Source organism: Streptomyces sp. NPDC001508, assembly GCF_040298665.1.
Taxonomy (GTDB): domain Bacteria; phylum Actinomycetota; class Actinomycetes; order Streptomycetales; family Streptomycetaceae; genus Streptomyces.
In genome coordinates, this window is sequence record NZ_JBEPAP010000063.1 from 22,516 (window position 1) to 37,439 (window position 14,924).

The 14,924-nt window shown below is 67.3% G+C and carries 14 protein-coding genes and 1 pseudogene; 12 read left to right on the forward strand and 3 right to left on the reverse strand.

The genetic code is table 11. From position 1 onward, the window contains the following. Window positions 1-47: 47 nt before the first annotated feature. The 6 genes from ABT245_RS36935 (at window position 48) to ABT245_RS36960 (ending at window position 5,855) form a co-directional block, all read left to right on the forward strand. Window positions 48-242 (forward strand): ferredoxin, encoded by a 195-nt coding sequence (locus tag ABT245_RS36935; protein WP_351742808.1) that lies wholly within the window; start codon window positions 48-50, stop codon window positions 240-242. A gap of 20 nt (window positions 243-262) precedes the next feature. After that, entirely contained in the window at window positions 263-1,420 is a 1,158-nt protein-coding gene (locus ABT245_RS36940) for an NAD(P)/FAD-dependent oxidoreductase (protein ID WP_351742720.1), read from the forward strand. 314 nt (window positions 1,421-1,734) lie between these two features. Next, window positions 1,735-2,757: a phytanoyl-CoA dioxygenase family protein gene (locus ABT245_RS36945; protein ID WP_351742723.1), complete on the forward strand. Its 1,023-nt coding sequence runs from the start codon at window positions 1,735-1,737 to the stop codon at window positions 2,755-2,757. A gap of 137 nt (window positions 2,758-2,894) precedes the next feature. Next, window positions 2,895-3,944, forward strand: coding sequence for an aldo/keto reductase (locus ABT245_RS36950; RefSeq protein ID WP_351742726.1), 1,050 nt, complete (start codon window positions 2,895-2,897; stop codon window positions 3,942-3,944). Window positions 3,945-4,286: 342 nt separating this feature from the next. Then, entirely contained in the window at window positions 4,287-5,021 is a 735-nt protein-coding gene (locus ABT245_RS36955) for a GntR family transcriptional regulator (protein WP_351742728.1), read from the forward strand. A gap of 276 nt (window positions 5,022-5,297) precedes the next feature. Next, window positions 5,298-5,855 carry a DUF4328 domain-containing protein gene (locus ABT245_RS36960; RefSeq protein ID WP_351742811.1) on the forward strand — a complete coding sequence of 186 codons (558 nt, stop codon included), beginning with the start codon at window positions 5,298-5,300 and terminating at the stop codon, window positions 5,853-5,855. 156 nt (window positions 5,856-6,011) lie between these two features. On the opposite strand, the pseudogene ABT245_RS36965 reads toward ABT245_RS36960, so the two are convergent. Both ABT245_RS36965 and ABT245_RS36970 read right to left on the reverse strand, forming a co-directional pair. Then, window positions 6,012-6,266, reverse strand: a pseudogene (locus ABT245_RS36965) (DDE-type integrase/transposase/recombinase); the annotation flags it as partial. Between the two features lie 422 nt (window positions 6,267-6,688). Continuing rightward, a complete protein-coding gene (locus ABT245_RS36970; protein WP_351742731.1) occupies window positions 6,689-7,462 on the reverse strand; it encodes a GntR family transcriptional regulator in 774 nt (257 codons plus the stop codon). A gap of 154 nt (window positions 7,463-7,616) precedes the next feature. Between ABT245_RS36970 and ABT245_RS36975 the strand changes: the two genes are divergently transcribed. The 4 genes from ABT245_RS36975 to ABT245_RS36990 all read left to right on the forward strand — a co-directional run bounded on the left by ABT245_RS36975 (window position 7,617) and on the right by ABT245_RS36990 (window position 11,931). Next, entirely contained in the window at window positions 7,617-8,636 is a 1,020-nt protein-coding gene (locus ABT245_RS36975; protein ID WP_351742733.1) for a carbohydrate ABC transporter permease, read from the forward strand. A 1-nt stretch (window position 8,637) separates the two neighbouring features. After that, the gene (locus tag ABT245_RS36980; protein ID WP_351742736.1) at window positions 8,638-9,465 is read left to right on the forward strand and encodes a carbohydrate ABC transporter permease; all 828 of its coding nucleotides are present in this window, start codon (window positions 8,638-8,640) and stop codon (window positions 9,463-9,465) included. Window positions 9,466-9,526: 61 nt separating this feature from the next. Beyond that, the gene (locus ABT245_RS36985) at window positions 9,527-10,825 is read left to right on the forward strand and encodes an extracellular solute-binding protein (RefSeq protein WP_351742739.1); all 1,299 of its coding nucleotides are present in this window, start codon (window positions 9,527-9,529) and stop codon (window positions 10,823-10,825) included. Next, window positions 10,825-11,931, forward strand: a complete 1,107-nt coding sequence (locus tag ABT245_RS36990; protein WP_351742742.1) for an ABC transporter ATP-binding protein — start codon at window positions 10,825-10,827, stop codon at window positions 11,929-11,931. The genes ABT245_RS36985 and ABT245_RS36990 overlap by 1 nt, the downstream gene beginning before the upstream one ends. 215 nt (window positions 11,932-12,146) lie before the next feature. On the opposite strand, the gene ABT245_RS36995 is transcribed toward ABT245_RS36990, so the two are convergent. After that, a complete protein-coding gene (locus ABT245_RS36995) occupies window positions 12,147-12,443 on the reverse strand; it encodes a hypothetical protein (RefSeq protein WP_351742744.1) in 297 nt (98 codons plus the stop codon). Window positions 12,444-12,464: 21 nt separating this feature from the next. Here ABT245_RS36995 and ABT245_RS37000 point away from each other — a divergent pair, with 21 nt between their 5' ends. Both ABT245_RS37000 and ABT245_RS37005 read left to right on the forward strand, forming a co-directional pair. After that, complete coding sequence (locus ABT245_RS37000) at window positions 12,465-14,072, forward strand: outer membrane protein assembly factor BamB family protein (RefSeq protein WP_351742746.1); 1,608 nt, start codon at window positions 12,465-12,467, stop codon at window positions 14,070-14,072. A 156-nt stretch (window positions 14,073-14,228) separates the two neighbouring features. Next, window positions 14,229-14,891 (forward strand): HAD family hydrolase, encoded by a 663-nt coding sequence (locus ABT245_RS37005; protein ID WP_351742813.1) that lies wholly within the window; start codon window positions 14,229-14,231, stop codon window positions 14,889-14,891. The last annotated feature ends 33 nt before the right edge of the window (window positions 14,892-14,924 follow it).

Below are 14,924 nucleotides of genomic sequence, written 5' to 3' on the forward strand. Positions count from 1 at the left end.
CGCCCGAACAGAACGACATCACAGCATCAGAAACGGAAGTGATGAACGTGCGCATCGAGGTTGACACGGACAAGTGCGTGGGCGGCGGGCACTGCGTGCTCGCAGCGTCACAGGTGTTCGATCAACGCGACGAAGACGGGGTGGTGGTGGTGCTCGACAGCTCGCCGCGTGCTGAGCTGCACGACGCGGTACGGGAGGCCGCGATACTCTGCCCCGCCACCGCGATCCGGGTGATCGAGTGAAAGGCCGTCCGAACCGAGTTGTGGTCGTCGGAGCCTCGGTCGCCGGCATGACTGCCGTTGAGACGCTGCGTCGCCGCGGCTTCAACGGGACGATCACTCTGATCGGCGATGAGGTCCACGCCCCCTACGACCGGCCGCCGCTGTCGAAGCAAGTCCTCACCGGCTCCTGGGAACACGACCGTCTCGCCCTGCGCGAAGACGACGCCCTCAACCGGCTGGAGATCGAGCGCAGACTCGGCATCCGCGCGGCCGCGCTCGACCTGGAACACCGCACCGTCGAGCTGGAGAACCAGGACCGGGTACCGTACGACGGGCTCATCATCACCACCGGAGTGACGCCCAGGCACCTGCCGACCGGGCACCATCTCGCCGGGGTCCACGTGCTCCGCACGATCGACGACGCCCTCGCGTTGCGTACCCGGCTTCGGGTGGGCAGCCGTCTCGTCGTGGTCGGCGCCGGATTCCTCGGGTGCGAGGTCGCGGCTGCCGCCCGGGGGGCGGGGGTGCAGGTCACCATCGTCGACCCACATCCCGCGCCGATGGCGCGGCAGCTCGGTGAAGACATCGGTCGGCGCCTGGCGGATCTGCACCGCGAGCAGGGCGTCGAGATCCAGTGCGGTTCCACCGTCCGAGGACTGCGGGGCGATAGCACAGTCACCGGGGTGGAGCTCGCGACCGGCGACATCCTGCCTGCGGACCTCGTCCTCGTCGCGATCGGATCCACTCCGGCCACCCAGTGGCTGGAAGGCAGTGGTCTGGTCCTCGACGATGGCGTCGTCTGCGACGCCACCTGCCGCGCCGCCCCCGGTGTGTACGCAGCCGGAGACGTCGCCCGCTGGTGGCACCCCACCCTGGGCCGTCACATCCGGGTCGAACATCGCATGAACGCCACCGAGCAGGCCGTGGCCGCAGCGACGAACCTGCTGGGCGCCGAACAGCCCTTCGCCCCGGTTCCGTACTTCTGGACCGACCAGTACGAGCATCGGATCCAGGCATACGGCACCTTCCCGCGAGGCTCCTTTGCGGAGGTCATCGGCGGCGACATCGACAAGCGTCAGTTCATTGCCCGCTACGTCCAGGACGACCGCATCGCCGGGGTCCTGGCGTGGAACATGCCGAGGGAACTCCGCGCCGAGCGCGCTCACATCGGAAAGCCGGCGCCCGTCGCTGAACCGTGAGCGTGTGCACCGGGTGTTCTCCGCGTCCGCAACCCCGTCACGCAAGCGACCTGGCGATCCCGCGCGATCCGGTGCTCCGCCAAGAGCGGCCCGTATCCCCGCCGTCCACCACACGAGCACGAATCCCCGCGCCCGCGCCACGTTCGCCTGGGCGACGCAGTCGGCGCTCCGACCTGAGCGGACCGGAGCACGCGAACGCCACACCGCGGCGAGTACACGAGTGCCTCGACCGCGACGACCAACACAGCCAACCTCACGAGCACACCGGCAGGCCCCGATTCGGCCGGCCGGACACCTACAAGAGAAGCAGGACCATGACCGAGACGACCCCGGCGGACACCCCCGCCGTCATCGCGACCGATACGATCGCCCAGTTCTGGGCTGCCGACGAGCGCGTCCGCGGTGCCGTGACGCCGAACGAGGCCGACGGCACCAGCCTGAACGGCGGCCCGATCTCCACGCGCGGCCTCAGCGGCTTTCGGCGCTCCGCGCCCGCGCTCACCCCCGCCGAGCGACTGCACCTCGAGCTCTACGGTTACGTCGTGATCGAGGGCATGCTGACGCCGGCCGAGGTCGATCAGCTGCGCGGCGACATCTACGCCATCGAGCGGAAGTTCCGCTCCGGTGACGACCTTCGAACGCTTCGGCCCGCGTTCGTGGACCCGGAACTGCTGCGGACCGACACCGCCGACAACTTCCGTATCCACAACCTGCCGCACGTCGCGCCGTCGTTCTTCGACTACCTGACTCACCCGCGCATTGTCGGCATGACCGAGGAACTCATGGGTGGGCGGGCCCGCCTGGTGCGCTCGGACGCGCACATCCGCCGACCGGCAGCAAACCCCGACGACGAAAAGTACAGCAGCGACAACTTCCACCGGCTTTCCCGTGGCCAGTCCGGCACGACTGCGAACGGGCTGTACCACTTCCCGTTCGTCAAGGCGCTCACCAACCTCACCGACTGGACCCCCGAGGACGGCAGCCCCTCGGTCATCCCCGGCAGCCACAAGCTCCCGGCCGACCTCGATGAACACGCGGTCATCGGCGCCGCCCTGGGGGACCCGTCGCTGATCCACCGCGTGCACGCACCGGCCGGATCGACGCTCATCTACGTCGAGTCGCTGCTGCACTCCATTGGCGCCATCCGCTCCGGACGCGACCAGGTGATGCTCTTGGGCGGGTACGCCCCGCACATGTTCGCCGCGTGGGCCGGCATGGAGCCGGCGGCCGAACTGGTCCGCCGCCTGCCGGAGGAGTACCAGCGGTTCTTCCTCGGCTGGTACAGCACCTACTGGAGCGGAATCAACGCCCGCTCGCTGGCCGACCAGGTGGGCTGACCGCCGAACCGCCGACGCGTACGAGCAGGGACGCTCACCCGCCGGCTCCATCACCGAGCCGGCGGGCTCCCCGCGTGTGCGCGAAATCCTGACCGACAAGGACGCGAGCACCGCACTCGCGTCGAAAAGGAACGACCATGAACATGGATGAACTCCCCACCGTCGAGCTCGGCACAGACGGCCCCCAGGTCGGCGCGCAGGGCCTCGGCTGCATGGGAATGAGCGCGTTCTACGGGGACACCGACGAGGCCGAGGCCCGCGGGGCGCTCGACGCCGCCCTCGCAGCGGGCGTCACGCTGTTCGACACCGCCGACCAGTACGGCCATGGAACCAACGAGAGCTTCCTCGCGCCGTTCGTACGTGCGAACCGCGACGAGATCACGCTCGCCACCAAGTACGGGGTCATTCGTAAGGCGGACGATCCGACGTTCCGCGATGTCCGCAACGACCCCGCGTACATCCGGGAGGCGGTCGAGGCAAGCCTGCGCCGGTTGGGCGTGGACATCATCGACCTGTACTACATGCACCGCCGCGACCCCCGCGTTCCGCTCGCCGACTCGGTCGGCACCATGGCGGACCTGGTCACCGAGGGCAAGGTGAAGCACCTCGGCCTCTCCGAGGTGACCGGCGCCGAGCTGCGCGAAGCGCATACGGTGTACCCGATCGCTGCAGTGCAGGCCGAGTGGTCGCTGTTCAGCCGAGACGTGGAGGTCTCTCTGGTCGGAGCGGCGGCTGAGCTAGGCGTCGCCGTCGTGCCGTACTCGCCGCTCGGCCGTGGATTCCTCACCGGCTCGTTCCAGGACGCCGCGAGCGACCTGGACCCGGGCGACGTGCGCCGCTCCTGGCCCCGCTTCACCGGTGAGAACGCCAAGCGCAACGCCGACCTGCTGGAACCGGTCCGACTGACTGCTCAGGCGCACGGCGTCACGCTCGGACAGGTCGCGCTCGCCTGGGTCCATCAACGCGCCCGGACGCACGGCCTCACCGTCGTACCGATCCCCGGCACCCGCAAGGCCGACCGTGTGCGGGAGAACACGGCCGCGACCCGCGTCGTGCTCACCGCCGCGGAGCTGGCAGCCCTGGAGCCGATCGCCGGACAGGTCGTCGGCGACCGCTACCCGGACATGTGTGAAACATCGGCTGCCCGGGAGCAGTCCCACCGGCCGCTCAGCAGCGAACCCCGCTGACCGGGGAGCCCGCCTGCTCCGTGCGACAGGGCGCCCACGACTCGGCCGAGCCGAACATGCGCACCGGTACGCCGCAGTCGAGTGCCCCTCTCTTCATCTCAGTAACGGTCAACTTGCCCTGTCCACCGGCAGGGCACCGTGCAGGTGCGGGTCTGCTACCGTTCGAGAGCGCGCCGGATGACCTTCTCCAAGAACTGACGAGGAACGATCTATGCCCCGCTCCCTCGACGTCGCCCGGCCCTATGAGGCGGCCCGTCATGAGAACACCGCATCGACGGCGGTGAGCCGGCTTTGCGCGAAGGGGCAGCCCGACTGCCGAGCCTCGGCTTAGCAGGCAAGTACATGTCCGACCAGATACCCACCTACGTCGCCCTCGCCGATCGCCTCGCCGATGATCTGGCGAGCATGGCCGCCGGAACCAAGCTCGCCTCCGAACACGAGCTCGCCGCACGAGAAGGGGTGAGCCGCGACACGGCGCGCGCCGCCCTGCAAGAGCTTGAGCGTCGATACCTCGTGCGTCGCCTGCATGGCGCCGGCACCTTCGTCGCTCCGGGCATCGACTTCCTCATCGGCCCCGACTCCCCGGCGAGCTGGAGCGAAACGGTGCGACGCGCGGGTGCGACACCGCGGCAGGAGGTTCTCGACCTGACACAGCTCGATGACCCCGACCCGTACGTGCGGGAAAAGCTCGAGCTGTCTTCGGGTGAGCCAGTCCTGCGTGTGACGACCCGTGGGTTTGTCGACGATGTCGCCGCGACCATCACGACGGCGTATCTCCCGACGGCGCTCGCACCGCTCATCGAGGAGCAACTCGCCCTCGGCGGATCCCACTACAGCCTGCTGGTCGCCCTCGGGTACCAGCCCGAGCGCGACTGGCTCGCAGCTGAGCTCGACATTGTCGATCACCAAACTGCGCGCCTGCTGGAACTGGTCGGCCGACCGCCGGCTTGGCATACCGAGTCACGGCTGTCCGACGCCACAAGCGGACGTCCGCTTCGCTACGCCAACGGGCGAAGCCGCCCAGATGTGATCCGGCTACGGATCGCCATCAACGAACGACCGAGCCGGGAATCCTGACCGAGTTCAAAGCAGCGCGTTGACACCGCCCGCCACGCATCCGGGACCGCCACCGGTCCACTCGGCTCCCACGGTCGCCGCCACTTCCCCTTCCCCGTACGACCCCGCACGGCACACCCCGCCGCCCCCCCCGTCGGCCCGTGTGCGACGCCCCCGTGGGCGCTCTGTATGCTGCGCGTGTCCCGAACGTCCCGTACTACGCGCATCCGCCGTTCGCGGTGCTCCGCCCACTGCACGGGCTGATCACCGCCGTGGCACATTATTGTCGGCTTCTCGCTGTACGGAGCGGTTTCGGCGTACCTCGGGCCGCACGGGCCGGACAGTGACGTCGTCGAGGAGAAGTACGCCACCGTACTCACCACCCAGGAACTGCACGCCGCGGTAGCACGCGCCCTGGTGGCGGTCTGGCTCGTCTGGTTGCGCCGAGCCCACATGGACGCCGCCCTTTTCGCACCCGGCAGTCGGCGGTACGGCAGCGGCATCGTCGCCGGGTCGTGCATCACGGTCGGACAGCTGTGGATCCCCTTCCAGATGGCCAAGGACATCTGGGCTGTGAGCGGTTTCCCGGCCGTGGCGTCCGGCCGCCGGACCGTGCTCGACTGGTGGCGCCACCTGGACGCCGCGATGTTCGGCGCCATGACATTGAGCTTCTTCAGCGGGGCCCTGTCCGACAGCCCCGAGGACTTCCGGTCCGCCACAGCACGTGCCATTTTCGTGGACCTGATGTCCCTTGCCCGCGGCGGCGCTGACGATGGCGATGGTTCTACGGCTCGGCGCCGCGCAGGAGCAGCGACTGGCGCATCCCGCCTCGGCGCCGCCCGCCCCGGCCGATGACACGCAGGGATGGCTTTGTTGGTAGAAGCCGAGCCGGCGGAAGGCTGTGAGACGGGCGGCCGTGCGGTCGGCCGGCCGCGCCGGTCGGGCAGGATCTCCCGCTTGAGGGCGGCGAGGAACGCCTTCGCGGCGGGCGTTGTCCGCGCAGGTGCCGACCGCTTTCACGGACCGACGGATCCCGGCCCGGCGGCAGGCGTCGGCGAACGCCTTCGAGCTGTACTGAGCAGCCCCGTGACCGCTGTGGAAAATGATGTCGTCCGCCTGGCCGCCGCGAGTGCGGACGGCCGCATCGAGAGCGTCGGTAACGAGTTCGGCCCGCAGGTGATCGGCCGTCGACCAGCCCGGCAGGCGGCGGGAGTACACGTCGATGGCGGTGGCCGGATACAGGAATTTCCCGCCGTCGATGGGCAGGAGGTGATGTCACCGACCCAGCCCGATCGGGGCGGACGCGGTGAAGTTCCGCCGCAGCAGATCGGGCACCGACGGAGGCGGGGCTGCTCGACCTGGTGGCGTCCGCACCGTCGCGCGGGTTGCGGGAGCGAGCGAGACCACCGTCCGCAGGGGTCTGTTCGAGTTGGAGGCGGCCTGCGCACCGTAGGGTGGGGACGCGCCCGCAGGCTCATCTGCTACAACGCGTCGACACCACAGTGTGCTCGCCTATCCCTCCGTTGGAGTTCGAACAGCACCATGCCCCGGCGCAGCCTGGTGGTGCCTCAGCGAGCAACTCGCGAAACACCCGTTGCTCTGCGGCCAGCCCAGCTCCTCGCGGATACCTCATGTCCGCGCCACTGCGACAGCCACCGCTTGCCAGCCACGGTATGGCGCCGAGGACGTCAGTGACCTTCGCCCTTGGTTTCGACGCCTACCTCGACGGTCGTCCGCACCACGTCCGGCCGCATCCAGGACTCACCTGTAAGCAGGGGTGTGCCGGTTTCGGCATCCTCGACTATGGAAGCTGTGTGCAGCACGGCCGGCTGTCCCTCAAGTTCCAGGAGCCTGGCGACCTCTCCTGGAACGGGCACGAGATCCGTACGGACCCAGGTCTTCCGAGGCGCGAAGCCGAAGGACTCAAGCAAGACGGTCTGCGATCCTCCGCGACCGAGCAGGTCATCGAGGCGTGGCACCAGTCCCTTCGGGAACCATGTACGCGTCACTTCGGCGATCAACCCGTCTACGTAGCACAGGCGGTCGACCTGAAAAGCTGTGCTCTGGCCGTCGAGGCGCAGGATTCGGCACACCTCATCGGAGACATCCACCTCTGCCACGTTCAGCACGCGAAGGCTTGGCTGTCCGCCGGCTTGCCGCACCGCCTCCGACCAGCTTGGCGAGGACCCGACCCGCGTCAAGATCTCAAGTCGTCGCGCCACAAAGGAGCCGCGACCGCGTACCCGCGTCACTACGAAGCGGCGCTCCAGTTCCTGCATCGCGGCGCGAGCGGTGAGTCGGCTCACCCCGCATCGGGTCGCCAACTCGTTCTCCGAAGGCAGCTGATGCCCGGCTGGAAGATCGCGGATCTCCTCGGCGAGCTCGTTCGCCACACGGAGGTACGTCGATGTCTTCGCGGTCGCCGACCTGAGGCCGAGGCCGGGGGAACTCTGCATGTTCATCAGGAAGACGATAGAGCACCTGCGTCACCGGCTGGTCGTGCGACGGTGAACAGCAGACGAACTTGTCTATGCAGGTGGCAGACCTGCTGCGCCCTGCATAGACAAGCTGCTCACTCATCTATGCCACACCATTTGCGATCTGTTCAACCTGTGTTTGCTCTGGGTCGCCACGCTGCTCTGTGTCACCCCCACCCCCCTCGCGAAGATCGACATCCGGAGCAACGTGCAGACCGAACACCTCACCGTCCCCGCGGCTGCCACGGCGACCGAGCCTGGCCGGCGGCTGAAGAAACCTCACACGGCAGTCCGCAGTCGCCGTGGCGTGCCCGCAGGCGTCCTCGTGGTTCCGGCCGTCGCGTTCCTCGGCGTTTTCGTGGTACTGCCGACAGCGCTGGCGCTGATCAGCTCGCTGTTCGAGATCCGCCTCGGTTCTGAAAATCAGGCGACCTGGGTCGGATTGCGCAACTATCAGGAGATATTCGACGATCCCGTCGTGATCCAGTCCTTTGGCAACACCGCCCTTTACTGTGCGATGACCATCGTTCCGAGTATCGCCCTCGGTCTCGGCCTGGCGTTGCTCGCCAACACCATCCGGCGGTTTCGTGTCCTCGTCGAGGCGCTGCTGTTCCTGCCGTTCACCGCGAACCTTGTCGCCATGGCCGTCGTTTTCCGCTACGTTTTCGACCTGCGCGGCGGGTTTGTGAATCAACTGATGGCCATGATCGGCCTCGCACCGCTCAACTTCCTCGGCGACACTCACCTGGCGCTGCCGACCCTCGCCGCGATCGGCGTATGGCGCGGGTCCTCGCTGGCGATGCTGATGTATCTCGCCGGCCTCACCACCATTCCGACCGCTATTGCTGAGTCCGCAACGGTCGATGGAATCACCGGCTTGAGACGTCTCCGCTGGGTGACTCTTCCGCTGCTGCGTCCCGTAACGCTTTTCGTGGCCGTGCTGATGACACTCCAGTCGGTGCAGGTTTTCGACACGGTCAATGTGCTGACGCAAGGCGGTCCTTTGAACTCCACCCAGACCGTACTCACTGAGATCTGGCAACTCGGCTTCTCCTACTACGACCTCGGCCAAGGCGCGGCGCTCTCAGCGGTCCTTCTGATCATCCTCGTCATCATCGGCGCCGTGCGCCGATCCGCCTTCACCAAGAGCGAGCGCTGACATGACACGTCGCTGGCTGACCAGGAGCCTGACCGCTACCGCCGTCATCATCGCCTGCTTGTTCGCGGTCTTCCCCTTCGCATGGATGCTGCGCACCTCGGTCGCGTCCGCCGACGCCATCGTCGGCGACGGACTCTCGCCGATTCCGCGAGGGTTCGACCTGTCCAATTACGTTCGCGCCTGGAACGAGGCGCATCTCGGCCGGGCGATGGTGACAGGAGTCATCGTCACGATCGGTATCCTGGCGATCCAGCTCCTCACATGTATCCCTGCCGCTTATGCATTCGCCAAGCTCCGCTTTCGTGGTAAGCGTCTCGCTTACTACCTGGTGCTCGCGGCGCTGCTCGTGCCGGCCCAGGCGACCGCCCTCCCGCTGTACATCGGTGTCAGCCGTCTCGGCATGGTGAACACGCTTTCCGCACTCATCGTGCCGTTCGGCACGAGCGCATTCGGCCTGTTCCTCCTCCGGCAGCACATGCTGACCATCCCGGACGCGCTCATCGACGCCGCCCGGTCCGACGGCCTGGGCACACTTCAGACGATCTGGCGGGTGATCATTCCATCGAGCCGACCCGCGATCGCCACGTTCTCGCTCTTCTCGGTCTTCTTCCACTGGAACGACTACTTGTGGCCCCTGCTGGTGGCTCGGAGTCAAGAGATGCGCACCCCACCGCTTGCGCTGGCAACCTTCGCACAGTCAGACATCGGAAACGACTTCGGTGCCCTCTCCGCCGGCGCCGTGATCATCACCGTCCCGATCCTCATTCTCTTCCTCGCCGCACGACGACGATTCGTCGCCGGCATCGCCGGCGGGGAACTTCCCGGTTGATTGCGACCCGTTTCGCACCCTCGACACTCGCATCACATCAGCAGCAGAGGACTACCACCCCATGCCCATAAATATCTCCACGCGTGCCGTGCTCGGCGCCTCACTCACTCTCGTCGCGTCCGTCGCGCTCGTCGGTTGCGGCTCCAGCGGCGGGACCGCATCGGGTTCCGGCGTCGCCACCGCGACAGCCCTCGACCAGTGCAAACCCTCGGGCCGCACCATCACCGTCGCCTACGCCCAGCAGGGGGAGACCGCGGCGAGGCAGGCCAAGGCCCAGATGGAGAAGAAGTTCCCGAAGCTCTCGGTGGAGCTCAGGGAGACGAACGTCACCACCTACGACCAGCTCACGCAGGCGGTCACTGCGGACATCGCGGCTGGTCGGCGACCCGACGTCGCCATGGTCGGTCTGTCGCAGGTGAGTTACTACGTCGACCAGTACAAGCCGCAGCCCATCGACACCACCTCCCTGCGGTCGACCTACAACACGAGATACCTCGCGGCGGGCACCATCGGCGGGAAGGCGTATGTCGCGCCATTCCAGCTGTCGGTTCCCGTGCTGTACATGAACAAGACCCTCGCGGCGAAAGCCGGTGTCACATCAGCGCCGACGACCACCGGTCAACTCATCGAGGCTGCAAAGAAGATCAAGGCGGTCACCGGCACCGCCCCGGTGCAGGTGCCGCAGGACAGCTTCTCGGACTGGATCGTGCAGGCTCTGGTCCAGAGCGCCGGCGGAGCGTACATCAAGGGGGACGGCACCGCGGGATTCGACACCCCGGCCGGGCGCGAGGCGATCTCGCTCTACCAGACCCTGGGCAAGGACGGCCTCCAGGACCCGATCAGCGTCAACGACGCACGGACGGCCTTCCAGGGCGGCCGCATCGCATTCATGATCGACAGTCCGTCGATCGCCGCGTCGACCCGGGCCGCCGTCGGCAGCAAGTTCGACTGGGACGTGTCGGCGATGCCCGTGCCATCGGTGCAGAAGACCTCACTGCCTGCGGGCGGAAACGGGTGGATGGTTCTCTCGCAGGACCCCTGCCAGGCCGCGTACGCGAACGAAATGATCTCGCTCATGCTCGATCCCGACGTCATCGCCGCGAGCGCGAAGCAGTTCAGCTACATCCCGGTCGACCGGGCAGCCGCCAGGACCCTCGCGGCCGACCCTGCCGCGGACACACCCGTCGGCTACAGCTGGAAGTACGACGGCACGCCGACAACCTGGGACGCGTGGCCCGGGACCGCGACCGGCCGCGTCAACCAGATCGTGCAGCAAATGGTGCAGCACATCATCCGGGGCGGCGACACGAACTCCGAGGTGTCCACGACGGTGCAGCAGATCAACGCGGCGGTGAAGTAGTGGTATCGGTCGAATTGCAGCGCGTCGCCAAACGGTTCGGGTCCGTCACCGCGGTCGCGGACACCTCCTTCACCCTCGATGACGGTGAAAGCCTGGTCATTCTCGGGCCCTCCGGTTCCGGTAAGAGCACGCTCCTGAGGATCATCGCCGGGCTTGAGCAGGCGGACGACGGCGAGATCATCATCTGCGGCGTCCCCCAGAGCACCCTCCCCGCGCACAAGCGCGACATCGCGATCGTGTTCCAGCACTTCGCGCTGTACCCACACCTCACCGCGCGGGACAACATCACGCTGGGGCTGCGACACGGCATCGGCCTGTCCAAGCAGGAGGCGAACGACCGCGCGCACGACATCGCGGCGCGCCTCGGCATCAGCGAACTGCTCGGGCGCCTGCCGCGGCAGATGTCCGGTGGTCAACGGCAGCGGGTCGCGCTCGCTCGGGCCCTGGCGCGCCAGGCCGCAGTCGTACTCCTCGACGAGCCGCTGTCGGGCCTGGACGCCCAACTGCGCATCAGTCTCCGAGCCGAGATCGCCGAGATCATGCGATCCACGGCGGCCACGACCATTCATGTGACGCACGACCAGACGGACGCCATGGCGATGGCCGATCGAGTGGCGGTCGTCCGGGCCGGCCGTATCGAGCAGCTCGGGACGCCTCAGGAGGTGTACGACCAGCCGGCATCGCTGTTCGTCGCCACGTTCGTGGGAACGCCGCCCATGAACACGATGCAGGCGTCGGTGATCGACGCGGGAGTCTGGGAGACACCGTTCACACATCTGCATCTGCGCGACGTGCGCCAGGACGCCGACCTCACACTCGGTATCCGTCCCGAAGCGATGGCGGTGAACGACGACTCGAAGGAATACACCGTGAGCGCCGAGGTGGTGCTGCGCGAGCACGAAGGATCATCCGCCGTGCTCCATCTGCGCACCACCGCGTCCGGGCTGCCCGCAGCGACACTCCGGGCGCGGGTCGCGGCAACCAGGGCCGTGACGCCGGGCGAGACCGTCCGGCTCGGGTTCGACGCGACCGACGTGCACGTGTTCGGCGCGGACGAACTCCGCCTGGGCACACTCAGCGAACTGAAGGACAAGGTGCGCTCGTGACATCCGAGGAACTCATCAGCGGCGAGGTCATCGACGCTGCCGGCCGACCTGTCGCGAACGTGCTCGTCAGCAACCTCACCGATGTCGTGCACACGGACAGCGACGGTGTCTTCTCCCTCCCACCGGCCGAGTTCATCACACTCTGCCTGCCCACCGGGTCGACAAGCGACCGATGGTGGGCCCGACCAGACCTCGATCGTCGGCTTCTGTTCCGGCTACGACCCGAAGAACAGTCGCTGCCCATCCGATTTCTGCACACCACCGATTTTCACCTCACTGACTCGTCCGGCGAAGTCCGTTCCGGTGGCTCGGACTGGAGTATGGAGAGCCCGAAAGCCACGCACGCCCGCGACGTTCTCGGGCGTCTGGCCGAGACACATGGCCCGTTCGCGACGGCGTTCCTCACCGGCGACCTCGTCGACGTCGGGGCAAGCGCCGAGTACGACGCGCTGCACGGCCTCATCGACGAGCCGCCCCTGCCGATCCTCGCCCTGCCGGGAAACGCGGATCACAAGGCGGGCATCCGTTACGCGATGAGCCTGACGGACACCGACTACCTCATCAACGGCAGCAGCTCCGACCTCTGGGAACGGCACGTCGGTCCCCGCTGGTACTCCCATGACATCGCCGGATTGCACATCGTGGCGATCGACTGGAACACCTGGGAACGCGGCATCGACCGAGTTCGGCAGGATCGGTGGATCCGCAACGACATCGACGCGATCGGTGACCGACCCTGGATCCTCCTCGCACACGACAACCCGCACGCATCGTTCTTCCGAAACCTCCCCACCAAGCCGCTCGCCGTCCTCACCGGCCACTGGCACACAGATCGCGTCACCACGCATCAGGGAATCCGATTCATCAACACACCCTCGGCGTTGTTCGCCGGACTCGACCACTCCGCACCCAGCTCACGCATCATCACCTGGGACGGCATCGAGGTGAAACCTTCGGCGCCGATCGGGGTTCCTCGCACCCCTGTGAGCGGCGGCGCGCTGTGGAGCCGCAGCCTGCAGGCGAGCGGTCGGACGGCGGGCGGTCCCGTGCTCTGCGGCGACGCCGTCATCGTGGCCGGCACCGGCGACGAACCTGAGAGCGGCCGTGTGACGGTACTCGGACTCACCGACGGCGAACAGCGATGGAGCACAGCGTTCGACCATCCGATCGCGGCACGACCAGCGGTCGTCGGCAACATGATCATCGTCCATGACATCGCGGGCAACGCGGCCGGGTTTGATGTCACCGACGGCACGAGAGTGTGGACCGACTTCTCGGCGGACCCCCTTCGGGACTGGTGCCTGACTGTTCCAGCGGTAAGCTCCGATGATGTGGTCGTGGTCGGTTATCCCGGAACACTCCGCGCTCTCGATCCCGTCACCGGTGAGCGGCGATGGACGTTCCCGCGCCCGTGGCCACACTTCAACAACGTGCCGCATACGGGAGTTATGTTGGCCGGTGACGAACTCCTCCTCGGAGCGGCGCCGCTGCGGCCCGCGCTGGTGGCGATCGAGCCGCAAACCGGTGAACCGATGTGGCAGCTCGACTCTCCGAGTGCCGAGGGCACCGACCGGTCGGCCGCCGTCGCGGCCACGCCCCTGTCCGTCGCCGTGCGAGACGATGCGATGAGCCACCTCGACTGGTTCGGCTGGAGCCCGGTGGGCCCAGGCAATCGGCACCGATCGGGAGTTACGGTTTTCCCCGCGTCGGGCCACCTCTGGGCGATCGACGACGGAAAGATCCTCTGGGATCGCGAGACGAGTACGGTGTACGCACCGGGGCAGCCCGCATTCCACGGCGATCTCGTCATTGCCGTCACCTCCGATCGCCGTATGAGCGCTTACCACGTCCGCACCGGTTCTGCTGCTTGGAGCCTGGAACTGGAGGGCGACGCGCTCCTCCCGCACATCCCGTTCCGACGAACGGCACATGGCCCTCTCATGGGCTCGCCGACGGTCGAGAAGAACACCGTGTATGCCCCCGGTATGGACGGCCGTATCCATGCGGTCAACGCTGCGACGGGGCGGTATGAGCGTTCCTACGAGATCGGTCAGAGTCTGCTCGCGCCGCCTCTTGCCACCGATGACCGGCTCATAGTCGTCACAACGGACGGAACGGTCGTCGCCGTCGGCCGCGACTGAAGGAACAGCGCGGACGTGTGAAACGTGGTCCAGAACCGCGTCAGGCGGCCAGGGAGCCGACCGGTGCCCGGCCGGCTCCCTGCACGCCGCGGCGGCAACTGAGGCATCCGTGCCGCCTCAAGCCCCACAAAGGACAGGAAGCGAACACTGAAAGCAATACAAGCCCAGGCTGCGGTCTTCGACTGCGACGGACTCCTCCTCGACAGCGCGCCCGCATGGGCACGGTCCTTCAGCACGATCGCCGCCGAACTCGGTCATGAAATGACGGCAGCCGAACACGCCCGTACGGTCGGCAGTCCGGTGCGGACCGGAGCGGCGATCCTGTCCCGCATCACCGGCGCTCCGGTGAACGAAGTGCAGGCGAGAGTGGTCAAGCGATTCATCGAGATCGCGGACGTCGAGCCGCCGCGTATGCTCCCTGGCGCAGCGAGCCTCGTGCACACACTTCACGGGAGGCTACCGCTCGCCGTCGCGTCCAACGGTCCGACGGACATCGTCACCTCCATGCTGGGGCGTTCGGGCCTCCTCGATGCCTTCGATGCCGTGTGCACGACCGAGACGGCAGGAGCAGCGAAGCCCGACCCGGCCGTGTACCTCACCGCCTGCGACCGTGTGCACGCGGACCCCGCGCTCTCCTATGGGTTCGAGGACTCCGAGGTCGGCGCGCGCGCCGTGCGGGCGGCGGGGATGCATCTCGTCTTCATCGGCGAGTCGGCCTTCGACCTCACATCAAGGGCCGTCACGGCACCTCGACTTGATGACCACCGTGTGATCGCACTCTTCGACAGACAGTGCCAACCGATCGGCCACGGCCCCTGAGCCTTGATCTGTGGGGAACGTGTCTCACTCGCG